The organism is Psychrobacter sp. UBA6291 (genome assembly GCF_002439405.1).
Lineage (GTDB): Bacteria > Pseudomonadota > Gammaproteobacteria > Pseudomonadales > Moraxellaceae > Psychrobacter > Psychrobacter faecalis.
On record NZ_DJUD01000024.1, the window covers coordinates 62878 to 86555 of the forward strand.

At 44.5% G+C, this 23678-nt stretch carries 30 protein-coding genes and 1 other RNA gene; 23 read left to right on the forward strand and 8 right to left on the reverse strand.

The annotated features are described in order from the left end of the window. Nucleotides 1–81: 81 nt before the first annotated feature. Entirely contained in the window at nt 82–1482 is a 1401-nt protein-coding gene (locus B3R91_RS04000) for a L,D-transpeptidase family protein (RefSeq protein ID WP_286796567.1), read from the reverse strand. Nucleotides 1483–1909: 427 nt separating this feature from the next. On the opposite strand from B3R91_RS04000, the gene prmB reads away from it, so the two are divergent. The 4 genes from prmB (at nt 1910) to ssrA (ending at nt 5576) form a co-directional block, all read left to right on the forward strand. Beyond that, complete coding sequence (prmB, locus tag B3R91_RS04005; protein ID WP_201591603.1) at nt 1910–3082, forward strand: 50S ribosomal protein L3 N(5)-glutamine methyltransferase; 1173 nt, start codon at nt 1910–1912, stop codon at nt 3080–3082. A gap of 85 nt (nt 3083–3167) precedes the next feature. Next, nucleotides 3168–4271, forward strand: a complete 1104-nt coding sequence (gene aroC, locus B3R91_RS04010; RefSeq protein WP_286796568.1) for a chorismate synthase — start codon at nt 3168–3170, stop codon at nt 4269–4271. Between the two features lie 189 nt (nt 4272–4460). Beyond that, a complete protein-coding gene (locus B3R91_RS04015) occupies nt 4461–5132 on the forward strand; it encodes an alpha/beta hydrolase (protein WP_286796569.1) in 672 nt (223 codons plus the stop codon). A gap of 85 nt (nt 5133–5217) precedes the next feature. After that, nucleotides 5218–5576: a transfer-messenger RNA gene (ssrA, locus tag B3R91_RS04020) on the forward strand. Nucleotides 5577–5658: 82 nt separating this feature from the next. On the opposite strand, the gene B3R91_RS04025 is transcribed toward ssrA, so the two are convergent. From B3R91_RS04025 to B3R91_RS04055, 7 genes are all read right to left on the reverse strand, one after another. Continuing rightward, nucleotides 5659–6813 (reverse strand): tyrosine-type recombinase/integrase, encoded by a 1155-nt coding sequence (locus B3R91_RS04025; protein WP_286796570.1) that lies wholly within the window; start codon nt 6811–6813, stop codon nt 5659–5661. Nucleotides 6814–7005: 192 nt separating this feature from the next. Further along, the gene (locus B3R91_RS04030) at nt 7006–7176 is read right to left on the reverse strand and encodes a hypothetical protein (protein ID WP_286796571.1); all 171 of its coding nucleotides are present in this window, start codon (nt 7174–7176) and stop codon (nt 7006–7008) included. Further along, a complete protein-coding gene (locus B3R91_RS04035) occupies nt 7169–7369 on the reverse strand; it encodes a hypothetical protein (RefSeq protein ID WP_286796572.1) in 201 nt (66 codons plus the stop codon). The genes B3R91_RS04030 and B3R91_RS04035 overlap by 8 nt, the downstream gene beginning before the upstream one ends. Before the next feature lie 2 nt (nt 7370–7371). Continuing rightward, on the reverse strand, nt 7372–8223 hold the full coding sequence (locus B3R91_RS04040; RefSeq protein ID WP_286796573.1) for a hypothetical protein: 852 nt from the start codon (nt 8221–8223) through the stop codon (nt 7372–7374). 2 nt (nt 8224–8225) lie between these two features. Further along, nucleotides 8226–8423 carry a TraR/DksA C4-type zinc finger protein gene (locus B3R91_RS04045; protein WP_286796574.1) on the reverse strand — a complete coding sequence of 66 codons (198 nt, stop codon included), beginning with the start codon at nt 8421–8423 and terminating at the stop codon, nt 8226–8228. A gap of 3 nt (nt 8424–8426) precedes the next feature. Then, nucleotides 8427–8720, reverse strand: a complete 294-nt coding sequence (locus B3R91_RS04050; protein ID WP_286796575.1) for a hypothetical protein — start codon at nt 8718–8720, stop codon at nt 8427–8429. Between the two features lie 167 nt (nt 8721–8887). After that, on the reverse strand, nt 8888–9607 hold the full coding sequence (locus B3R91_RS04055; RefSeq protein WP_286796576.1) for an XRE family transcriptional regulator: 720 nt from the start codon (nt 9605–9607) through the stop codon (nt 8888–8890). A gap of 137 nt (nt 9608–9744) precedes the next feature. Here B3R91_RS04055 and B3R91_RS04060 point away from each other — a divergent pair, with 137 nt between their 5' ends. The 19 genes from B3R91_RS04060 (at nt 9745) to B3R91_RS04150 (ending at nt 23255) form a co-directional block, all read left to right on the forward strand. Continuing rightward, the gene (locus B3R91_RS04060) at nt 9745–9969 is read left to right on the forward strand and encodes a transcriptional regulator (RefSeq protein WP_286796577.1); all 225 of its coding nucleotides are present in this window, start codon (nt 9745–9747) and stop codon (nt 9967–9969) included. Between the two features lie 54 nt (nt 9970–10023). After that, complete coding sequence (locus tag B3R91_RS04065; RefSeq protein ID WP_286796578.1) at nt 10024–10467, forward strand: phage regulatory CII family protein; 444 nt, start codon at nt 10024–10026, stop codon at nt 10465–10467. A 1-nt stretch (nt 10468) separates the two neighbouring features. Then, the gene (locus B3R91_RS04070) at nt 10469–10645 is read left to right on the forward strand and encodes a hypothetical protein (RefSeq protein ID WP_286796579.1); all 177 of its coding nucleotides are present in this window, start codon (nt 10469–10471) and stop codon (nt 10643–10645) included. Between the two features lie 40 nt (nt 10646–10685). After that, complete coding sequence (locus B3R91_RS04075; RefSeq protein ID WP_286796580.1) at nt 10686–11336, forward strand: Rha family transcriptional regulator; 651 nt, start codon at nt 10686–10688, stop codon at nt 11334–11336. A 13-nt stretch (nt 11337–11349) separates the two neighbouring features. Further along, a complete protein-coding gene (locus B3R91_RS04080) occupies nt 11350–12729 on the forward strand; it encodes a YdaU family protein (RefSeq protein WP_286796581.1) in 1380 nt (459 codons plus the stop codon). Between the two features lie 134 nt (nt 12730–12863). Further along, the gene (locus tag B3R91_RS04085; RefSeq protein ID WP_286796582.1) at nt 12864–13208 is read left to right on the forward strand and encodes a DUF1064 domain-containing protein; all 345 of its coding nucleotides are present in this window, start codon (nt 12864–12866) and stop codon (nt 13206–13208) included. Between the two features lie 270 nt (nt 13209–13478). Continuing rightward, nucleotides 13479–14300, forward strand: a complete 822-nt coding sequence (locus tag B3R91_RS04090; RefSeq protein ID WP_286796583.1) for a hypothetical protein — start codon at nt 13479–13481, stop codon at nt 14298–14300. Nucleotides 14301–14625: 325 nt separating this feature from the next. After that, entirely contained in the window at nt 14626–14982 is a 357-nt protein-coding gene (locus B3R91_RS04095; protein WP_286796584.1) for a hypothetical protein, read from the forward strand. Nucleotides 14983–15077: 95 nt separating this feature from the next. Continuing rightward, entirely contained in the window at nt 15078–15296 is a 219-nt protein-coding gene (locus B3R91_RS04100) for a hypothetical protein (protein WP_286796585.1), read from the forward strand. Then, on the forward strand, nt 15254–15598 hold the full coding sequence (locus tag B3R91_RS04105; RefSeq protein WP_193030017.1) for an HNH endonuclease: 345 nt from the start codon (nt 15254–15256) through the stop codon (nt 15596–15598). The genes B3R91_RS04100 and B3R91_RS04105 overlap by 43 nt, the downstream gene beginning before the upstream one ends. Before the next feature lie 347 nt (nt 15599–15945). Then, the gene (locus tag B3R91_RS04110; protein ID WP_252962943.1) at nt 15946–16410 is read left to right on the forward strand and encodes a phage terminase small subunit P27 family; all 465 of its coding nucleotides are present in this window, start codon (nt 15946–15948) and stop codon (nt 16408–16410) included. A 22-nt stretch (nt 16411–16432) separates the two neighbouring features. After that, nucleotides 16433–18151: a terminase large subunit gene (locus B3R91_RS04115; protein ID WP_286796586.1), complete on the forward strand. Its 1719-nt coding sequence runs from the start codon at nt 16433–16435 to the stop codon at nt 18149–18151. A gap of 17 nt (nt 18152–18168) precedes the next feature. Then, on the forward strand, nt 18169–19449 hold the full coding sequence (locus B3R91_RS04120; protein ID WP_286796587.1) for a phage portal protein: 1281 nt from the start codon (nt 18169–18171) through the stop codon (nt 19447–19449). Then, entirely contained in the window at nt 19418–20266 is an 849-nt protein-coding gene (locus tag B3R91_RS04125) for a head maturation protease, ClpP-related (protein ID WP_286796588.1), read from the forward strand. Before B3R91_RS04120 ends, B3R91_RS04125 begins: the two co-directional genes overlap by 32 nt. 45 nt (nt 20267–20311) lie before the next feature. Then, nucleotides 20312–21550 (forward strand): phage major capsid protein, encoded by a 1239-nt coding sequence (locus B3R91_RS04130; RefSeq protein ID WP_286796589.1) that lies wholly within the window; start codon nt 20312–20314, stop codon nt 21548–21550. Between the two features lie 112 nt (nt 21551–21662). Next, nucleotides 21663–21911 (forward strand): hypothetical protein, encoded by a 249-nt coding sequence (locus B3R91_RS04135; protein ID WP_286796590.1) that lies wholly within the window; start codon nt 21663–21665, stop codon nt 21909–21911. 14 nt (nt 21912–21925) lie between these two features. Next, nucleotides 21926–22381, forward strand: coding sequence for a head-tail connector protein (locus B3R91_RS04140; protein ID WP_286796591.1), 456 nt, complete (start codon nt 21926–21928; stop codon nt 22379–22381). 1 nt (nt 22382) lies between these two features. After that, nucleotides 22383–22706 (forward strand): phage head closure protein, encoded by a 324-nt coding sequence (locus B3R91_RS04145; RefSeq protein ID WP_286796592.1) that lies wholly within the window; start codon nt 22383–22385, stop codon nt 22704–22706. A 90-nt stretch (nt 22707–22796) separates the two neighbouring features. Further along, complete coding sequence (locus B3R91_RS04150; protein WP_286796593.1) at nt 22797–23255, forward strand: OB-fold protein; 459 nt, start codon at nt 22797–22799, stop codon at nt 23253–23255. Nucleotides 23256–23678: the final 423 nt, after the last annotated feature.

A 23678-nucleotide genomic window follows, 5' to 3' on the forward strand; every position in this document is an offset into this window, starting at 1 on the left:
TAAAATAAAAAACAGCCCCCTAAAAAGGAGCTGTTTTTTTATTGCTTATGATGTGTTGTTATGCGTTTTCATTAATAACAACTATTTTAACTCAACGGTGGCGCCATTTTCGATATTGGCATATACCTCTAACACATCCCAGTTTGTCAAACGGACGCAACCAGCGGATGCTTGGCGGCTGATACCTTCAGGTTTCGGTGAGCCATGTAGACCATAAGATGGCTTAGACAAGCCCATCCATACCACACCGACAGGGCTGTTTGGACCTGGTGGTAGCATATGTACTTGTTTGTCTGACCCTTTACCAACGGTCGCTTTATACCACGGCATTTTTACTTTATTAATGATTTTAAACGTGCCTTGCGGTGAAGGTGTCGCATCACTTCCGACTGTTGTTGGATAAGTGGCGACCAGTTTATCACCGTTATAAGCATAAAGGGTTTTGTCGGCTTTATTGGCAACGACGCGATTAATCCGCTGTTTGAGTGGATCGCGCGTATTTAAAACGGTGATGGTTTCGCCAGCTTTATACTGTTTGTTTTTATTCAACTTGTCTAAATAGCGCACATCCATATGGAAGCGCTCACCTAACATCTCTTTGATGTCCTGATAATACAAGCCTTTCATTTTCGATTTGGCTTCTGCACCAGCAGGCGTAGTAGCAAATTTGGTTTTCACATCATCTTCGGTGATGGTATAAGTCACTAGCACTGGCTTATTGGCTGGGATGTTTTTATTCAAAGCGTCCCACGTTTTTTGATCCATTTTACCAGTCGCAGGCAAGTCTTTCATGGTTTGGAAGTTAATCAGTGCTTTTTTACTGTTCATACCCCAGCCGCCATCGATAGCGCCCGGTGAAGCGTGATTCCAATCCAATAACGCTTGCATTTTGATGGTCATTGCGGAGTTGACCTTCATGTTCGGTGTCCAAGTGGCACCGTTGACTTGCTTGGCATAATTAGACAGGTTTAGCGTGGTATATTTTTTACCATCGACATCTTCGATACTTTTGATAGAAGTATCGGCTGGGCGGTTATTTGCTACTGCTGCACTAGGAGCGGCAACAGCTTGGCCATCACTGATGTCATCGGTGCTATCAGACTGTACATCTTTACGCGCTAGCTCTTCGACGCTCATATTGTCGGCGCTGACGCTTTGTTGCTCATCTGCTTGTTGCGCGTCATTGTCGTCTTCGTTAGCTTCCTGTTTTTCATCAATCAGCTGCGTCATACGATCAGGCGATTTAGGCTTTAAAGCAGGCGTGGCTACGACAGGCGCACGACTATCGAGTGAACTGCTGCGGTTTTCTTGCACGTTAAGGCTGACTTTTTTCGCCATACTAGGCTGAGCAATAGTAGGCATTGAGTCAGCTTTACGTACTGGTAGAGTGCGCGTATTGTCGGCAGGGGCAGCAACAGCGCTGACACTGGCACTAACAATCGCAATAGATATAGCGGTGATAAGGGGCTTCATTTTCATCATATTGGCTTACTTATGGTTATAACTAATGCGGCTATTATGCGCATAATTTGGACGCTTCGCAAACTTTTGACACATCTTTTTTCGTTTAGGGCTTGCTAAACGTCAACAGTTGACGTATTCACTACAGTTGGGAAATAATTTAGTCATGCTAGTTATCAAACAGCATTCACATTTGGTTAGAGTCTTGTTTATTTGCTTTATCGTTAAATGCTAGAGTGATAAGAGGTTAATGATACATTTACCTATCATAAAAGTTGCCTTATTTATTTGCAGTAGCTTTTTGCGCTAAAAAACACAGTTATTGGCGCCGCAGCAGGTTTACGTCTATAATGTATGACAAGTTTTTATTTAATAAATCGGCTGTTAAAAGTCAGCGATTTAACCCATCCGCATGTCGTCGATACGCATGCAATCAGTAAGGTGTGATATGTCAGAAGACCAAACCATGAGCGCAGAAGAGTTTCAAAATCAGTACTTTGCTGATGAGTCGCAAGGCTTAGAGGATGAGATGACCTACGATTTGGAGTCAGGTCTGCTTGGTGAAGATGATGAGTTTGCCAATCTGCGTGCCGAGCTTGCAGAAGCGCGTGAGCAACTGGTCAGCATTCGTGATTTTATTCGTTTTGCGGTCACGCAGCTGCGCAACTATGACGTGGTCGTCGCTCAAGGAACGACGGATGAATTTGCCGAAGCGTCGGCGATTGTGTTGCACACGCTGTCCTTAGATTGGGCAGCCAATGATCAGATTCTAGATTGCCGTTTAACCACTTCAGAAAAGCAGCAGGTACTGGGCTTATTAGAAGAGCGTATCGCTGAGCGTAAGCCGTTAAGTTACCTCATTAATTTATCGTATTTCTGTGACCTGCCTTTTTATGTCGATGAGCGCGTCCTAATTCCACGCTCACCAATCGCCGAGCTGATTCGTCAGCAGTTCCATCCGTACTTCGATGTTAATGAGTTGGCAAAGCCGCTTGGTATGAGCATGAACAATCAAGCTGCCGCCTTCTTTGACCATGGTTTAGAGATTAAGCAGTTGGCGCAGCCTGAGCGTATTTTGGATTTATGTACCGGTTCTGGTTGTATCGCTATTGCGCTTGCCACCCGCTTTGTTGATGCCTTAGTCGATGCGGTTGATATTGATAAAGGAGCGCTAGAAGTTGCGATGGTCAATGTCGATCATCATGACTTAGGTCATCAAGTTAATGTGATTGAGTCTGACTTATTTGCCAAGATTCCTGCTGAGCATCAATATGAGCTAATCGTTACCAATCCTCCGTATGTCGATGCCGCGATTATGGCCGATTTGCCACCAGAGTTTTTATATGAGCCAGAACATGCGCTCGCTGCCGGTCAGGACGGACTGGATTTGGTACATCGTATCTTGTTTGAAGCGCCAGATTATCTGAGCCCTGAGGGCTTGCTGGTCTGTGAAGTCGGCGATAGTGAATGGGCGTTAAAGCAAGCGTATCCTGAAATCCAATTTGATTGGTTGAAATTCGCTCACGGTGGTCATGGTATTTTTGCTATTACCTATGACGAGCTTATGACTCATCGTCAATTATTCGCCGCTTATGTGCAATTATTAGATGGTAATCAATAAAGTAAAATTGACACTGACAATAAATTAAAAACAGCAATTCAAAAACGGCAATTAAAAAATCGACTTCATTTGTTTAAGGATAGATATGGCTGGCAATAGTATTGGACAGGTTTTCACCGTAACGACGTGCGGTGAGTCGCATGGTGCAGGCCTGATGGCTATCGTCGATGGCGTTCCGCCAGGTTTAGAATTGTGCGAAGCAGATTTGCAGATAGATTTGGATCGCCGTAAACCTGGGACGTCTAAATACTCGACCCAGCGCCGTGAGTCTGATGAAGTCGAGATTATCTCTGGGGTATTTGAAGGTAAAACGACGGGCACATCGATTGGGCTTTTGATTCGTAACACCAATCAAAAATCAAAAGATTATAGTGAGATAAAAGATACTTTTCGCCCCGGTCATGCCGACTATACCTATAGTATGAAATACGGCTTTCGTGATTACCGCGGCGGCGGTCGTTCATCTGCGCGCGAAACGGCCATGCGGGTGGCGGCAGGTGCCATCGCTAAAAAATATTTGCATGAGCGCTTAGGCGTGCAAGTACGCGGTCATGTTACCCAAATTGGCTCGGAATACAGTCAAGTGCTAGATGCTAGTCAAATCGATTGGGATTTTGTCAATAGCAATCCGTTTTTTTGTGCAGACGCCGATGCAGTCAGCCGCTTTGAGGTTTTGATAGACAGCTTGCGCCGTGAAGGCACGAGCTGTGGTGCGAGGTTAGAGATTATCGCAAGTGGCGTGCCCGTCGGATTGGGTGAACCGGTATTTGACCGCTTAGATGCCGATATTGCCCATGCGATGATGAGTATCAATGCCGTTAAAGGCGTTGAAGTTGGTGATGGTATGGCGGTAGCTGGACAGTTTGGTCATCGCTCACGTGATGAGATGACCCCTGATGGTTTTACCGCCAATCATGCAGGTGGTATCTTGGGTGGTATCTCATCAGGCCAAGATATCCGCGTTAGTATTGCTCTGAAACCAACTTCTAGTATTACCACGGCTGGCAAGAGTATCAATACAGAGGGTGAAGCGATTGAGATGCTGACTAAAGGGCGCCATGACCCTTGCGTGGGTGTGCGCGCGACCCCCATCGCTGAAGCGATGCTAGCGATTGTGTTACTCGATCACTATCTGCGCCATCGTGGTCAAAATGCCGATGTTAAGCTGCCAGTGCAGTCGATTACTTAGATTTTCTACCATCCGTTTATTTGCCCTTTGTCGCATCTACTGCTGTTCTATTAGATACGTTAGAGGGTTTTTTTATGCATGCCTAAAAAGTTAAGTAGGTAAGTTATAAACTCTCATTGAATACGATATATCTTGATTAATCAAAGAAACAAATCTGGTTTTATTTATCAGTTAAAGGAACTTAAAAACATGAGTAACTATTTAGATGCTGTGATTGTTGAACATAATCCTACAAACAAAGTGATTGACCGAGCGGTTATTTGGTTGCATGGCTTGGGTGCTAGCGGTCATGACTTTGAGCCAGTTGTTCCACAGTTAGGTCTTGCGGATGACATGGCAGTACGTTTTATCTTTCCGCATGCGCCTAATCGTCCAGTGACGGTGAATGGTGGTATGGTCATGCCCGCATGGTATGACATCTTAGAAATGAGCCTTGAACGTAAAGTCGATATCGCTCAAATCGAAGAATCTTCTCAGCAAATCCATGATTTGATTGCTCGTGAAGTTGAGCGCGGCGTTAAGCCTGAGCATATTGTCATTGCGGGATTTTCGCAGGGCGGGGCAGTGGCGTATCATGTGGCACTTGGCTATCCACAGCGCTTAGCAGGCTTGATGGCGCTGTCTACCTATCTGGCGACCAATGACCATATCAGCTATAGCGCCGCTAACAAAGACATGCCGATATTGATTGAACATGGTACGCATGACCCTGTGGTGCCTGTGGTTCTAGGCGAGCAAGCACAAAATTTGTTATCGGCGAAAGGCTATAGTGTCGTTTACCATACCTACCCGATGGCGCATCAAGTTTGTATGCCACAGATTCAAAATATTGGTCAATGGATGAATAAAGTTTTGGCTTAGACAATTGAGCTGTAACTTAATGTAATACAGAAGGCGTTTAGGTTGAAAACCGATAGGCAGGTACTATATAATAGTCAGTCTTATTGGGGATGTTCTGGCTTCGACGCTGGTGATGAAACTCAATGATGCATGTCGAGAGTGTATGTCCTCTCGTTAATCAAACATATATTGTTATAGTCGCAAACGACGAAACTTACGCTCTAGCAGCTTAAACCCTGCTTACTTGGTTGCTGATCACCTACAGTTGGTCAACTAAGTTGAAGCGTCCGCATGTAGGCTCGCCACAAGTGATTGTCTCAATCGCTTGGGTTCAAAAGTAGAGAATCGTCCAATCCATCCTGACTGTCGGATCGGTGCGGATTAAAACTAAAGACAGAAACTAAACATGTAGATTCATGAGCGTAATGCTGGCGGACGCGGGTTCAACTCCCGCCATCTCCACCAAATATTTTAAATAAAGTCAGTCACTTAGGTGGCTGGCTTTTTTTATGACATCATTTTGACATCATTGGCTGGCGAGAAGATGTCAGTCAGTTGTGAGCTTGGATATCTCAAGCTTGTTCTGATCACCGTGCAACCAACGACCATACCTCTTAATTAGCATCTGTAAGCTATGGCCCAACTGGTTGGCAACAAATACTGGATTCACATCAGACATGAGTAACATGGTGGCATAGGTGTGCCTGGCGTTATATGCTGGACGATGCCTTACTCGAGTAGACTGCATTGCTTCAATCAAGCGCATGCGAGCAGGCTTCTCATTGTAGAAAGGCTCATTGGTTTCTGGACATATCATCACATAGTCATCACTGAGCTTCATAGCATTCAGTGCTTCAAGCGCTCGCTTCGAGCGGTCATTCAAATAGACTTCACGCGCAGTATGGGTTTTGGTGACTTGCTTCTCAACGCCGCGCACACGGCTTTTATTAATAATCACTGAGCCGTTAAACCAGTCAATATCCTTCCATCTTAGAGCGTTCAGCTCACTAGGGCGACATCCAGTCCAAAAAGCCACTTCAAAATACCAATAATAAAAATGGTCTTTATTGGTCAAATTTTTATCTAACCAATTTAATAGCGCATTCATCTCATCACGGGTAAATGGGTCCGGCAATCCCGATTGCACTTTTTTATTCTTTATCATCGCCATTGGGTTTTCTGCTGGCGTGATAAGACGCAATTCAATAGCCTTTTCAAATACGCCGCGCAGTGGTACCAGGCAGTTATTGAAAGTCTTGTCGGACTTAAAGTCGATATCGGCAATGATGTCACGTATTAGGTCAGAGGTTATTTCATGGATTGGCATCAATGCCATATCTGGCATCCAATGCTTATTTAATGCGCTGACATAATCCTTTTTCGAGTCCATGTTGGCTTCGCAGTGCTTAAGGTATTTTTGCGCGACTTCTTGGAATAAGGCGCCATCGCCGACGATGACGCTATCATCATTAACCAATTCACCTTTTGCGCTGGCGAGGTCTGCTTCTGTGAGCACACCCCATTCGGCTTTGGTGATTAGGTCACGTCTAATTTTAGCAGCTGCCTTGATGCCCTCCGCAGTGATGGGGTGTGGTAGCGTGACGTGATAGGACTTACCATCTCGTCTAAAGTAGACCTGGATACGCCCCGATCTAAGCCGGACGCCCTGCGGTAACGTTGCTCTGCTTTCTGAGTCATCCACTTGTTATATCCTCTTATTGAGTAATATAGGTTACCAGCTTCCTTCATCCAAACAACGTTTTCTGGCCACTCTCGCTTACGGTGAGTAAGCTTTTGCTCGTCGATACCGGTAAGAGCAGCGAATTGCTTGGCGTCTACCCAATCAAGCGGGGTTAGGCCCATCTGATGGAGTAATTCGATAGTGACTTTCGATTCATTTGGCATTTCTTGCACTCCTATCTTGTTGTCTGGCCAACTCCTTAGCGACTTGAGACTTAATTACTATTTCATCATATTCATGCTTAGTTATTCTTTTAACAAACAAGCCGTCATCGTACCAATAGGTCTTGCCGAATAACCCTAGTTTCTGATAAACCTTACTCATAAGCTTCTCCTAATACGTCTATGCGTAGTTGGTTAAAGGCATGAGCTATCAACGCATCTTTAGCTGCAATCTCGCTATTACCTGAACAGCCAACCATTACATCAATCTCAACATTGATTATTACGGTTGCAGAACAAATAGAGCCTGTCTTAGTGAAACCTAAAACCCTAACTTCATTTTCAAAATCACTCACAATCATGCTCCTTGTTTAAAGTGTGAGTTCGGCTCAAGAGCATCGATGAAATGCACAAAACGCCAAATATCGCCTATTGAGTCCATATATCCATCGTCGTCATAGTCAACGATGACCGCTCGAGTAAAATTAGCCATCCTTTTTGCCTCGTCTGGCGATTTATTACTGAATCCGCATATTGCCCCATAACCATCATCAAGCCACTGTTGCACTTCAGGCTTCGGTATTGGATGTTCATCCATCAAAACCGCGTGATGCTCTTCATCTGTAGTGCCTGCAGATTTGCAACTGGTCACGATATACATCAGGTTTTTGTTGCCATTGAAAGTAAATATATTAGTAATACCATCAATTGGTTTTGAGCTATAAAGACGTATTGGCACATCTTTGATTTTGTAATGCTTACCGATAATTTGACCTATTTTTCCTAGGTTCTTAAGGCAATTGCCTCGGAGCAATATATTCTTGTCTTTTTCTTTTTTTATATCTTCAATGTAGCCTGCCACAGCGCGCTTAACATCGGGGAATTTGCCATCAATTAAACCTCTGAACGTTCTAAAGTCTTCGTCTTTGGCACAAACAAGGTCGCCCGTTGAGGCTTGTAGATGGACGCTGTATTTAGTTTTGATGGCGTCTTTGATACAGCGACGGTTAATGATGTAAGAGAAGTCATCACCTTGATAGTCTTCACAGACAATCCAGCGCAATAGCTGATGGCCATCAGTAGAGTAGGCCAAGACTTTATTATCACCGCCGACGAAGTAAACACCTTCTAGGTAATATCTAACGTCTTCTTTGGCAGCGGCACATAACATGGCTTTTAAATAAGCTGTTTTTAATTCGATTAAATCCATGACTATCTCCGTCCTTCAAAGTTGTTTTGGCAATCAAAGCAGCGCTTAACACCGCCAATGGCGCGCCGCTTACTTGGTATTTCTTCGCCACATTCTTGGCATTCGATTAACGATGCAATGTCAAACGTTGGCAGTACACGCAGGCGAGCTTGCATTTCAGCATCTATACGGTCTTGGGCGAGGTCGATATCATCAGCCATTAGTTACTCTCTCCCGTAAGCATTAGATATAAATAGGTTGGCATGCCTTGCTTCTGACGCCTGCTTAGATGCTTCATATACCTCTTCATCAAAACCATTCATTGGATCAGTGACATAGTTACTACTCTCACTGATCGGGTTGTCTAGCTTGTGAATGGCAATCTTTGCATCATGTGCCGATTGCTGACGGTCAAAAGCATCTCCTATCACGCCAGCCACTGCCGAAACAGTATTCAGTGCAATAACAAGTAGCGCCATGAGTCCGATTGCTGCGAGCATGTTCTTTGCGAATTTCATAGTAGTTACTCTGTGTCGTTGTGATTGATTAGATTATAGTTAAAACTATAAATAGCTGTCAATAGTTTTAACAATAAAAATAGCTTTGACTTTAAAATAGAGTAATTTGCGCAAATAAAAGACACAAAAAAAACCGCCATAAAGGCGGTATTTAAAGGGGCTTAGCTTTAATGTTGGGCGAATGTGTATCGAACACGCCCAAATAGTTTAAATTGAGCAAAGCTGTCTCTATCGATTACTTGGTCAGGATAATTATCTTTATCTGAATTATCTGACTTTAAAACGACTGTGCCATTTAAGTTTCTAATAGCTCGTTTGCATATCATTTCACTGTCTGCTTGGAACACATAAATTTTATTGTTTACAAAGTTATCAAATTCACGCTCATTTGTATCGACCAACATTAGTGTGCCATGCGGAATAGTGTAGCCCATGCTATCGCTACAGGCATGCATCAATACCAAGCCGTCGCCATTGATAGGCATATTGTTACTACGTAAAAATTCAACCGTAAAAGCTTGTGTATGGGCTTCAGGGTACTGCTCATTGATGTACCCGCTGCCACAGCTAGCCTTTATATCTAAATACTTAACCTTGACTAGCTCGTAATCAGACTGCTTACCAATAGATATGTATTGGGCATTGTCATGCTCATCATAGACAGTATCTTTGGTTGATAAGTCATAATCGCCTTCGCCAGTTATTAGCCAGTCTACATCTGTTTGCAGAACCTTTGCTATATCGTTTATAAATCTTGACCGCTTAGACTTGCCAGCTTCAAGCTGGTAGTAGCTAGGCTGCTTCATACCCACCGCATCTGCGACTTGTTGTTGTGAGAGGTTAAGGCGCTCCCTAGCAAATTTCAACCTATCCGGCAGAGTGCTCATACTGACCTCGATATTAAAATGAATAGTAATTACCCATACTTTATAGTCAAAACTATATAAGGACAAACAGCTAAAACTATTGATTTGTTATAGTTAAAACAATATAATCATATAAAATCTATAGTTAGGACAATAAAATGCCCACTCTTTATCAATCATACTCCCAACTCGTAGCTCATTTCGGCGGTCAGCAAAAGACAGCTAATGCTTTAGGTTGTACTCAACCTTCAGTTTCAGCATGGGTTCAAGGCAAGGCCAATATGTCAGCTGCTTTGGCATTAAAGGCAGAGCGTTTAACCGCTGGCGAGTTTAAAGCTGTTGACCTTTGCCCCGCATTAGCTGAACTCGAAACCACTGATTAAATACTACAACCACCCACTCATCAACAAAACGTTTTTAATTATAGGTAGGACACGATGGACGTAATAGACGCAGCACACAAGACAGTACATAACCCTAAGCATGGCGGTTCAACAGCCATTGCCGCACGCATGGGTATGTCGAGCACCGTATTAAACAACAAGGTTAATCCAAACACTGATACTCATCATTTACGTTTGGATGAAGCAATCACAATTATGGAATACACCAACGACACGAGCATCATTCAAGCGATGGCCCAGCGTCTTGGTGGTGTGTTTTGTAAGGTTGATGGTGAAGCGACGCAGGCAAGTATCATCATGACGGCATTATCTACGTCAGCCTGCCAGGGCGACATCATGAGTGAGATGCAGCAAGCGCTAGAAGATGGCCGCATTGACTGCAAAGAACATGACGCGCTACAGACAAAGATTCAAGATGCCATGGTCGCGCTGCGCACATTGAGCGTTCAAATCACTAAGCATTGTGAGGGAAAATGACATGCCAGCCAATAATTGCCATAACTGCTCATATTGTAAAAGCGTCGCTGCCGTAGAAGTCACTGGTGACGAGCATGCAATCAAGCGTGAGTTTGAGCGCATCGAGCGCACCAGTCAGGCCAAAAACAAAAGTGACACGCAAACAAAAAGCCCATCAGCGGGAACTGATGGGCTTTAGGTGTTTCTGAAATACAAACAATGAATGAGGGAATCTTACAATGAATATTCAAACTTTGCAAATAAATAATCAAACGATGAGCAGTCGTGAAATCGCTGACTTATGTGAAAAACAACATGGTCATGTTAAACGTGATATCGAAACCATGTGTCAGCAAATCGAAATAGATGCATCCAAATTTGGATACACCTATATTGACGCATCAAACCGCCGTCAATTTGAATACATGCTTGATAAGGACTTAACAATTACTTTGGTTGCTGGCTATAACGCACAATTACGCTATCGCATTGTAAAGCGCTGGCAAGAACTTGAAGCCAACGCCAGTTCACCAGTAATACCTCAATCGTTTGCTGATGCCCTGCAGTTGGCAGCAGACCAAGCGCGCCAGCTTGAACTAGCCAAGCCTAAAATCAGTCACTATGACAATGTGGTTGAGCGTGCTGGCTTGTTGAATGCCACACAAGTGGCTCAAAAGGTTCGTCTATCAGCAGTTGCGATGAATAAGATACTTGATGAGCTCGGCGTCTATAACAAGGCTGTGAAGCGTTCGCGTGTGTTCCAGCAATGGTTTATCGATAAAGGTTTGGGTGAAGTTAAGCAGACTGATCAAGGTTTCTCACAAGCTATGTTTACCAAGCGCGGTGAAGCATGGATCATTGAGCGTTTGATTAGTGAGGGGGTAGCATAATATGCATTTTTATATGTTCAACCCTGCCGACTTCAATAACTCAGCACGCCATCTATCATTAGTTGAGCGTGCTATCTATCGTGACTTGATAGATATGTACTATCACAGCGAGAAAGCCATCGATACATCAGATATGGATAAGCTGGCACGTCGTCTGCTATGCACCAGTGAAGATTATCGCGCATCGTTGGAATACGTGCTTGATGAGTTCTTTGTAAAACGTGGTAAGCGTCATCATCATCACCGTATCGATAAAGAAATAAAAGCCTATCGTTACAAGAACCGTAACGCAGTTAGTAACGTAAGCGGTAACGCTGTAACGTTTGATGTAACGCAAGGTGTAACGCTCGGTAACGATGGTTGTAACGTTACGTGTAACGATGACGACACACCAATGACACCCGCAGAACGTACTCGTAAGTCTCGCCAAGATCGTAAGATAATGATTGATAGCCTTACCAATATAGGTGTGACAGTAGATAAGAGCATTAAAGCTGCTGACCTAAGAGAGTTATATGCAACTCACGCCGAAACTATTACAAGTAACGTTACAACCGATGTAACGAACACTGTAACGAATGACGATGATGTATGTAACGGTGGTAACGCAAAAAACGCTGCTATAACCAGTAACCATAAACCAGTAACCAATAACCATAAACCAGTTAGTGAGAGCGCACACACAAACACGGGCGAGGTAACTGTGGATAATTTCAATCATGGTTCTGTGGATAACTCTACTGACGGCAATCAATCATCAGACAGCCAACCAGTACCAGTTGCACCAGTAGTAATTCAACCATCAGCTAACCAGCCAGCAACCAAAGCTGACCAGATACGTAGCCAACGTGCTGACGACATCGAAAATTGGGAAGCGCCAACCATTGACGAGATGCGCGGTGAATTATTCAAAGCAGGCAAGATGATGCAGCTCACTGAAGACCAGTATGCTTTGCACGTAGGGGATTTCAAGGCCCATTATGCTGAGCAGGCGCTACTTGGCAAGCCGATAACTACTGAATCAAATCGCAAGGCAAAGCTGCGTAAATGGTTGGCGGGTGAGATTGACAAGCAGGCAGCAAACCAAGCACGTCAGGAAAAAGCCAAGGGCACGTTTAATATCGATAATGAGGATTGGGGCAACGGCGCTGGCACGTCGACCAACAGCTACGACAGCGACTTACCGCCAGTATTTCACCCAAGCCATAGCCAACCAGTACAGGCCAAGCTCGATCCAAGTAAGTGCTGCATATTTAACGGTCTACGCAAAGAGCCGCTGCCAAATATGGATATCGCTGAAACTTATGAATATATCAAACAGCAAAAGATGCCAGGCGAATCAGCTGATGAAACTTATGACAGAGTATTAACCCAAATGCAGGAGGCGGTATGAGAAATATCTACAACAAGAAAATAGTCCAACGATACGAGTTTATAGCAAGCAACACGGTACAGGTCTATTACACAGACGGCACTAAAGAGACCATGAGCCGAACCAGTTTCAATCAGATTATTAAGGGGTAAGTGGTGAATAAGAGTATTCAGTCATTAGGTCGTATGAAGTCAGGCAAGATGAATAACACTGAGAAAGCGTACGCCCAACATTTAGAAATGCAGCGCCGAGAAGGTGAGATTTCTTATTACTTATTCGACGGCATTAATCTGCGCTTGGCAGACAATACATTTTACAAGCCAGACTTCTTGGTGATGCGTTCAGGTGGTGAATTAGAAATCCATGAAGTGAAAGGTCATTGGACAGATGACGCTCTTGTGAAGATTAAAGTGGCTGCCGATAAATTTCCTTTTAAGTTTATAGCAATTATGAAGCAAACCAAAAGAAATGGTGGTGGTTGGGATATTAGAGACTTCTAATACTGCGTTTTAGCAAAATTTTATGGTGTATAGGTTATGAGCGTTTATACAGTAGTATGCGGAAACTGTTATCAGCCTATTCAGTTTGCAGTCAGTGACTTAGTACTTAGGCCACGACCTGCCAGCAGTGATTATCCGGATGGGTTTCTAATGGTGAAGTGCTCACAGTGTGATTGTTTTAACCCACCATCTGGCATGCTGGAATATGAATTAATAAAAGAAGAGTGGTCGGATTGTCACCATAATTAAATATATTTAAGGAGAAGGGTTGTGAGCGAGATTGCGATTGAAGTTGCTATTGGTAGCGAATGGCTAGACAAGAAAGGTGACGTGATTAACGTCTTGTCGATAGATAATGAAAAGGGCTTGGTGACAATTGAGTGGCCTAATCACAAGAAGCGCGGAACTAGGACTGTCAGCATTCAGAAGTTTCTTAGTCAGGTTAAATCAATTGATGCAAAGGCTGAGCCGGTAAAGGAAGATACTGCCAAGCCAGGTGACCAATTTATTGCAATATGGGTTGATGAATCGCGCCGCAACTTTGGTAAGTCTCCAAACCTACAGCTATCAAACCAAGACTGGCTCGAGCGCGGTATGCACGCTAAGACAGTTAAGTTTAATATTGGCGCTGGCGGGCTGCCACCGGAAGTAAATTGGGAGGACCGCTGCGCTGCAATAGCAATGATTGAAGACAAGCCAGCCAGAGCGCTGGCTAGTATATTGTTATGGGGTAGCGATACTAACTGGGATTGGTCACGGCAGTTCGATGAAGTAGTGCAGTATTTAGCTGACAATATGGTTGAGCGCTGCAATAAAGATGGGCGAGTAGCGCCGCAGGCGTGTCGTCACAGCTTGCTTGAGCTGGCACGATTGATGGCGCGCATGGTATTACATTTCGAGTTATATGAGCTGTGGGATGTTTATACAGTTAAAGGTAGGTTACAGTTTTCAGGGATAGAGGTAAACGTTAATACATATAGCCATGCCTGGTTAACTTACCAACGCCATATGACTAACGACCTATTTGATATGGTTGTCATAGCTGATCATTGCGTAAGCGATTACCTCCAACAATTAGCACGGTCTCATTAACTTATAGTGCTTGACCCATGACTGCCGAATGGGGTAGTATTTGTCATACTGGCTTCAGTTGTAAGTAGAGCCAAAGAAATAAAAGACGACAGCTTAATTGCTATCGTCTTTTTTTATGTCTGATTGATTTAGCCACAGTCAGCACATGCCATAGAGACACCCGCTAGCAGGTGGCACTGCAACCCAAGCCGAAGTCTTCACTGATTGATGCACGTTGCATGTGGCGTGTAGTCATCATGATGTGATGGCGCCTTCTTACAAGCTTCCTTACCCACGTTAGAAATAGCGTGGGCTTTTTTATGTCCCGCATTTAGTAGGTATTATTATGAGAGAGATTAAAGGTCACATCATCAACCCAACTAATGACACATTATCATTGGTAGCGATGGACGAAAAAGGGCAGGGCAACGCCAATCATCATTATCAAGTAACGCATAGCAATAGCACGCTAGTTGATGTTCGTTTTCAAAACGGTCCTATTAACGAGAATGGCGTAAATGGCTTAACAAATGAAGTGTTGCTTGAGATTGTTGCAGACCGATTGCGCGGTTTTCAAGATGGCGAATATCGCTGCAAAGAAAATTCCTGCGCGTTGACTCATATTGAAGAAGCGCAGCACTGGTTGCAACAGCGAACTATTGAGCGTATGCGTCGTGGTGTAGAAGGCACACATAAAAAATAGCTATTACTTAATACGTGATAATACCTAATAGATTTACCCACGTTAGAAATAGCGTGGGCTTTTTTATGCCTAACGTTTAGTGAGGTGTGATAACCATGAGATATGAATGCACAAGCGAGACGCTGTATATCAACTATCGCACAGGCGAAACGCTAGAATATAGACACTCGAATCTAAAGCTGCTTACTGCTAGAGCCAACAACGGCAACAGTGATGCCAAGAAGTATATGGCTTTGATTGAGCCAGACAATAAGAAATGGAAACCAAAGCCATGCCATCCACACCATGCCGCCAATACCGCTGCCCAAACATAGTTAAACGTAAAGACAAAGGATACTGTGATGACCATGCAGACCAACGCAGCAACTGGACCAAGCGACCAGACCGCAGCGGTAGCACAACCAAGCGCGGTTACGGCCATGCTTGGCGTAAGCTACGCGCGCAAGTACTTGAGCGTGATGGTCATCTTTGCGTGGCTTGTCAGCAGGCAGGCAGGTTCGTGCCAGCAACCGACGTCGATCACATAGTGCCAAAGTCTAAAGGCGGTACGGACGAGCTCAGCAACCTACAGTCGCTATGCAATCCGCATCATAAAGCTAAGACAGCTAATGAGTAAAAACCATGCTTAAATTTATCAAAGTACGCAAGACGATTATCAATGCAGCAGATATTGAATCCATACAGCCCGGAACATATCGAGATCATAATGGGTTGCAGCAACATCGCATAGTGGTCACATTGCAAAACGGTAACCGCCATAACTTTAGTATTGATTCTAGCTCTGAGGTTCAGACTGCAATTGACGATATATTTAATGAGATATCTCGCTTAAATAAATAGTTTTTCAGGGGGAGGGTGGGTTCGGAGTTCAGCTGGAAGCCCCGAATGACCGCCCCCTAAAGTACATTTTTACGAGCGTTTAATTAAAAGTTTGCCCTATTGACCGGCTAAGGATTATTTGCTATGGGAGGAATTGCGGCGGTACCAGGACGCGGCCGCAAGGCTGATCCGAGAAAATCGAAAAATAAAAATATCAACGTTCCCGAATTTAGCGAAGTGGTCGATATCGAACCGCCAGAATATATGAGCGATTTAGAATTTGCGCCGATGATTTGGCGGTCCATCGTTCCTGAATTACTTGAAAACGAATTGCTCAGAATTACGGATATGCACAACGTCGAAGTGTTTTGCATGGCCTACGACACTTATCGCAAAAGCCAGATGGAACTTGCAAAAGAAGGCGTTACCGTTATGGGAGCTTCAGGCAGTCCGATTAAAAATCCAGCATTAACTGCACTTAACGAGGCGGCAAGACAAATGGCAACTTTTGGTAGCTTACTAGGATTAGATCCGTCATCTCGTCAACGCTTAACGGGTGCTGGCGATAAAAATCAAACCAACCCATTTGCAGGTGTTCTGAATATGTGACGGATGCTCAAGCGAGATAAATATGGCCGATTATCCTAATGTTGATATCGCCAATAAGTGGGCAAGAGCAGTCGTCAAAGGCAAAGTTCCAGCATGCAAATGGGTAGTTCTGGCTTGCCAACGTCACTTAGACGACTTAAAAGCATCAAAAAAACGTGACTATCCATACAAATTTGACCCAAAAGCCGCCGAAAAGAAGATACTTTTTGTTGAATTGCTGCCTCATACGAAAGGTGAGTGGGCCCTAAAGCGCTTAAAAATTCAGCTTGAGCCATGGCAAAAATTTGGCATCGCGGTCACGTTCGGTTGGATGCGTAAAAAAGATGGCTTCAGACGCTTTCGTGAGTCCTATTGGGAGGTGCCACGTAAGAATGGTAAGTCGGCAATTGCTGCTGGCGTCGCTCTTAATATGTTTGCCAATGATGGCGAGTTTGGTAGCGAGGTTTATTCAGGCGCGACAACCGAGAAGCAGGCATGGGAGGTTTTTAAACCTGCTCGCTTGATGGTATTGCGGTCGCCTGCTTTGGTAGCAGCGACTGGCCTACAGATTAATGCAGCAAGCCTCGAGCGCCCTGATGATGGCTCTTTGTTTGAACCAATTATCGGTGACCCACCAGATGGTCAGTCACCACATTGCGCCATCGTCGATGAGTATCATGAGCATCCGGATAGCCGTCTTTATGACACGATGCAAACGGGTATGGGCGCGCGCCGCCAACCGATGATGTTTGTCATCACCACAGCCGGTCACAATATTGAGGGCCCATGTTATGAGCTGCGCAGTCGTGTGCAAGACATGCTGCTTGGAAATGTACCAGATGATGAATTATTTGGCTGGATTTGGAGTATCGATGACGGGGATGATTGGACAGACCCAAATGTCCTGATCAAAGCCAACCCAAATTATGACGTGTCTGTATATGCTGACTTTTTAGCATCACAGCAAACCAAGGCGATTAATAACGCCAGTCGTCAAAACTCTTTTAAGACCAAGCATCTAAACGTTTGGGTATCAGCAAAATCAGCGTTCTTTAACATGGAACATTGGCGCGCGTGTGCTGATGACACTTTAAGTATTGATGATTTTTCAACTACGCCTTGTGTGATGCCGATTGATTTGGCGTCAAAAATTGATATTGCCGCGCGCATTAATCTGTTTTATCGACATGAAGATGACGGCAAGCTTCATTACTACTGCTTGGCGCCATGGTTTTATTTACCAGAAGACACGGTTTATAAGGGTGATGAGAAGCAAGCGGTTGAGCGGTACCAAAAGTGGATGAATCAAGGGCTGCTTGAAGTGCACGATGGTGCTGAAAACGACCTGAATGCTATCGCTGAAGACTTGGTTTCTGATGCGGGAAGCTTTCCATTAACCGAAGTGCCTTACGATGAATGGGGTGGTTTCCAAGTTGCGGCTACTATTGAAGCGGCAGGCTATGATGCGGTGAAGATTCCTAAGACTGTTAAGTCTTTCTCTCCAGCAATGCGTGAGTTAGAGGCTGCAATGAAAGGCGGACGGTTTCATCATGACGGTCACCCAGTCCTATCTTGGATGATTGGCAACGTTGTATCACGCGAAGACGCCAACAATAACGTATTCCCGCGAAAAGAAACCAACTACAAAAAAATCGATGGTGCTGTTGCTCTATTAATGGGTATCAGTCGCGCCATGGTATTGGCTGGCGATGGTGGCGGCGATAATGGCTTCTACGATGACCCAATCATAATCGGCGTTTAATATTTAAGGGATTCAATGTGCGTAATCTAATCAAGCCCAAGCGTTTTGCAAAAGCTGCAAAAGCCGCCATTAGTTTTTTAGGCTTGGATGGACATCTGAGTCTAACGCCTAGTGATAATGTGACAACCAGAACAGCCAGTGGCAAAAACGTCACTGTGGATAGTGCCTTGCAGCTTAGTACTGTGTTTTCGTGTGTGCGCTTGGTATCTGAGACGGTTTCAACATTGCCACTAAAGGTTTATGAAACTAAAGCCGATGGCAGTCGTGTGGTGGCAAAGCAGCATCCTTTGTATGATTTGTTGTGCCGGTCGCCTAATTATGAGATGACGCCTGCACGATTCATGCAAATGATTGTGGCAAGCCTACTGCTTTGGGGTAATGCTTACGTTGAGATTAAGCGAAATGTAACGGGTAAGCGGATTATCTCGCTTGAGCCGCTTTTGCCGCAGCATGTCAGCGTGACCCGCAATAAAAACAATCAGCTGCTTCAGTATCACTACACAGATGAAGGTACACGCCGCGAAATTAATCACAAAGATGTCATGCATATTCGCGCGTTTGGCGTTGATGGCGTGATGGGTATCTTTACGATTAACAAGGGTCGCGAAACGTTTGCCACAGCTGCATCTGCTGAGCATGCCGCGGGCAAGTTCTTTGAAAATGGATTGCAAACGTCTGGGTTCTTAACTACTGACCAAAAGCTAACCACTGAGCAGCGTAACAAGCTTCACACCCATATCAGTAAGTTTATGGGCAGTAGCAACGCTGGCAAGACGATGGTGCTTGAGCATGGCATGCAATATAACGGCGTGACCATGAACCCAGAAGCAGCGCAAATGCTGGAGACGCGCTCTTTTGAGATTGAAGAAATCTGTCGTTGGTTCCGCGTGTCGCCCATTATGATTGGTCACTTTGACAAGCAAAGCTCATGGGCGGCGTCTGCTGAAGCGCAAGACTTACATTTTTTGAAGTACACATTTAGACCGCTGCTGGTCAATATTGAGCAAGAAATTCTACGTTGTCTTATCGGCAAAATTGATAGCGACAAGTATTACGTTGAGTTTAATGTTGAAGGCTTACTACGAGCAGACAGTAAGACGCGCTCTGAATACTATTCATCTGGTCTGAATAACGGTTGGATAAACCGTGATGAAGTCCGGTCTAAAGAAAATATGCCACCGATTGAAGGTGGTGATAAATACACAATTCAATCCGCACTTATCCCGCTTGATAAGGTGGGCTCAAACTACAGTGGAGTTACCAAAGATGAGCAAGCGAACAATGATGCCAAAAGCTGATTTTGAAGCAGCGCATGATGTAAAGATGCCGCTTGCTTTGGATCGATGGAATCCAGACATTAAAGCGTCAGACGATGACTCTGAAAACGTTATCAATATTTTAGAAGTTATCGGCTATGACTGGTGGACCGATGGTGGTATCACTGGCAAGTCTATTAGCACGCAACTCAAAAGATTTAACGGTGCAGATATTGTCGTTAATATTAACTCCCCTGGTGGTGATGTATTCGAAGGCTTGGCAATCTACAACATGCTGCGCGAATATGCTGGTCATGTGACTGTCAGAGTGCTTGGCATGGCAGCAAGCGCCGCATCATTTATCGCCATGGCTGCTGATGAAGTTAAGATTGCGCGCGCTGGCTTCTTCATGATTCATAATGCTTGGACTGGTGTTGGCGGCAATCGTAACGATATGCGCGAAGTTGCTGACTTCTTGGAACAAATCGATGCGACCATCGCTGATATTTATCATGTCAAAAGCGGTATGGATGCGACGGAGCTTTCATCGCAAATGGATAAAGAGACTTGGATTAATGGCAAGACAGCCGTTGAAACAGGCATGGCCGATAGCTTCTTGGACTCTGACGTAATTGCAGAGCAAACCAATAATACGGCTAAAGAGCGCATCGCGGCTCATAAACTAGATTTAATCATGGCGCAGGCGGGTATGTCTCGCAAAGAGCGCCGTGGTCTTGTAAAAGATTTAAAGAGTACGCCTAGCGCTACTCGAACAGATGCTACGCAAAACGCTGGCGTTGACTTAACGGGCTTGATTGACGGTCTGCAAAACGCGATTGATTCAATCAAACTGCAATAAACACACTTAACCATTCACCTCGCTGCCTATATGGCGGCTTTTTTTGTGAGAAAAATTATGGATCCTGAAGATATCAAAAAAGACGACGTAGCTAATCAGCTAAAGCTGGTCAATGCTAGCGTCAAAGAGCTGACTGAAAAAGCGCTGCCAAAAGCTGAAAACGCTTTGAAAGAAGCGCAAAAAGCTGGCGAGCTATCAAATGAAACTAAAAAAGAAGTCGATAAATTGCTTACCGACTTAAATACTCAGCGTGACTTGCAGAACCAACTAGCAACCCAGCTGGGCGAAGCTGAGCAGATGTTCGCACGCATTGGTAATAATGGTGGTCAAGCGCCTGCTCGCAATCGTGCAGGTGATTTGGTTATTGCTAATGAAGCAATGATTGAATTTAGTAAAAACGTCGCCGCTGGTCGCCGCTTGGCAATCGATATGCCGCGAAATGCGCTAACCTCTTTCGCGGTGAATCCAGTTGATGGCAACACTCAAATCATTACCAATCCAAATCAGCGCTTAACGGTTCGTGATTTATTGGCGCCTGGTGATACCGAATCAAATGCAGTCGCTTATCTGCGTGAGATGCTATTCACTAACGCGGCTGCGCCGGTCGCTGAAAACACCACCAAGCCTTATTCAGATATTACGTTTGAAGAAGTACTGTCTGGTGTCAAAACCATCGCGCACTTGATGAAAGTCGCCAAACAGACGCTTGATGACTTGCCGCAGCTGCGTAGCATTATTAACGGCCGTTTGCTTAATGGCTTGAAGCGTGTCGAAGATACTCAGCTGCTATTTGGTAGTGGTGTGGGTAACAACCTACATGGCATTTATACGCAAGCGACTGCTTTTGCCAATCCTAGTACTAAGACCACGCCTTCCAATAGCTTGGACGTGATGCGTTTGGCAATGCTACAAGTCACATTGGCAGAATTGTCGGCCACTGGTCACGTCATGCATGATATCGACTGGACTGATATTGAGCTGATTAAAGATGCCAACACCAAAGGCTACTTATTCAGCAATCCGTTTGGTACGTTAGAAGCGCGCCTATGGGGCCTGCCAGTTGCTCAGACTAATCAGGCGGGCATGCTTGGTAACTTCTTGACGGGTTCGTTTGCGGATGCCGCGCAAATCTTCGACCGTGAAGATGCGAACGTGGTCGTCTCTACTGAGAACGCTGATGACTTTGAGAAAAACATGGTGTCAATCCGAGCTGAAGAACGCTTGGCATTGGCCGTATATCGTCCGCAGGCATTCGTTAAAGGTTCGCTTACTGTAGGACCATAAGTTTAAAAACTATCGTTAATAGTACAAAACGCAACTTGTCTAACAGGTTGCGTTTTTTATTAAGCCAAAAGCAATTTATAAGTTGTTTTTGTCTTACTAAAAGGAGCAAGTCATGAAAGTTAAATTCAAAGATGTTATTTGCATGGGTAATCAGACATATAAAGCCGGTGAAGTTGGTGAGTTTACCGATATCACAGGTCAACAGTTGATTGATAAAGGCTATGTCGAAGCGGCTGCTGAGAAAAAAGCTGATGACGACGCTAAGGCTAAAGCGGCTGCCGAAAAAGCCGATAAAGAAGCTGCTGCGAAAGCTGAAAAAGAGGCTAAGGCGAAAGAAGCCGCTGCCAATACAAAGAAATAAGCTGAGTAATCATTATGTCTATAGTCAGTATTGAAACCGCTATCCATCACTTGCGCGCGGATGCTGATGATAGTATCGATATACAGCATAAGCTGAATGGCGCGCAAGAGATGGCTGAGCAGTATATGGGTCGCCGTATCTATGCCACTGATGCTGGGCTGGATGCTGCTATTGATGCCAATTCTATAGAGATGAATGCGCTCGATAGCTTACGAATTGGCGCTTTATCAGGTGATGTCAATAGTTATGCGGTCAAAACAAAGCTAGAACGCATTGAAAATCAAATGTATGAAAAGCTGATGGTAGCGCGAGGCATTGTGACTAATCCTGGTATCGAAGTGGCTATCTTGCTAATACTGGGTACGCTGTATGAACATCGGGAAGACGTGGTGATCGGTACCAGTATCGTGAGATTGCCACAAGCGGCCGAACATCGACTGCAACCTTATCGACGAATAATGGGGCTATGATATGCGTGCAGGCAAGATAAGACACCGTATCACGGTATATAAGCAAACTAGCGGGCGCTCACCAACGGGCGCAGTGCTACCACCAACCTGGACGGCATGGATTGTACTTTGGGCATCATTTGAGGCGCTATCTGTCAAAGATATACTGACAGCGCAAGCCGCGGGCAGTGAAGTGGAAGCGCGCTGTATGCTGCGCTACCGCAATGATATTGATAGTACGATGCAAATCGAGCACCGTGGTAAGCGGTATGATATCGACGGCGACCCAATGCCAGATAATCGCAGCGGGCGTGAATATATGACGCTGATGCTAAAGAGTGTTTGATTATTTCTACTTTGTTTCTGTGATTGCTAGATTAATGTTGTCACTCGTAATATACTTGGTCTTATTGTTAATTAATATGAGTAAGTTATTATGAAAAAAGTCCTAAAATGGATAGGTATAGTTGTCATCGCATTAATCGTCCTTGGGTTTATTGGTGCTATGTTGGGTGATGATACTGATGGCGCAACCACTTCTGACACGAAACCTAGTGACACTACTGCTGTCGAAAGCAATGAAACGGCATTGCCAGTGACTGCGCAGCAATTATTTGACGCTTATGATAGCAATGAGGTGGCTGCTGATAAACAGTACAAAGGGAAGCTACTACAAATCGATGGTAAGGTTGCAAGTATTGATAGTGGTCTTACAGATAGCGCCCAAGTGCAACTAGCTACCAGTAATGACTTTATGAGTGTTACTGCTACTGGTGATGAGGCTTTTGATGATGCGGCTGCTGGCTTGAGTAAAAATCAATCAGTCAGCTTATTGTGTCGTGGTGAGGGCGAGATTATTGGCTCACCAATGGTGGGCGATTGCGTTATTCAATAGTTTTCTATTAAATACTTATCATGAGATATTCACCTAAGCGAAAACTTCCCGCTCAGCAGTTAGACTGGGCGCAAATATGGATAAATCATTTGATTAAGAGTAATCAATGGTCGCTCGTTAAATCGATACCTATTGGTTATTATGTGTATGTGTATTTAGATGATGAATAATTAAAAGCTCACTTCGGTGGGCTTTTATTTTGAATAAAGTTTGCAACGCATGAGCTAATACAGTATATTTGCATTTGAGGCGTCGAAACCTCCCAATCAAGTAGCGCAATCCACAAGCGTAATTCGTGGTTTTTTTATGCCTATGCAAAAGGCAAGCTCTCATAATAGCTATCTGTGTCGTTGTGATAAACCACATGTTTCTATGTCGAGAGGGCGGCAGCCATACAATACCTTTCGTGGGGAAAACTGCCCG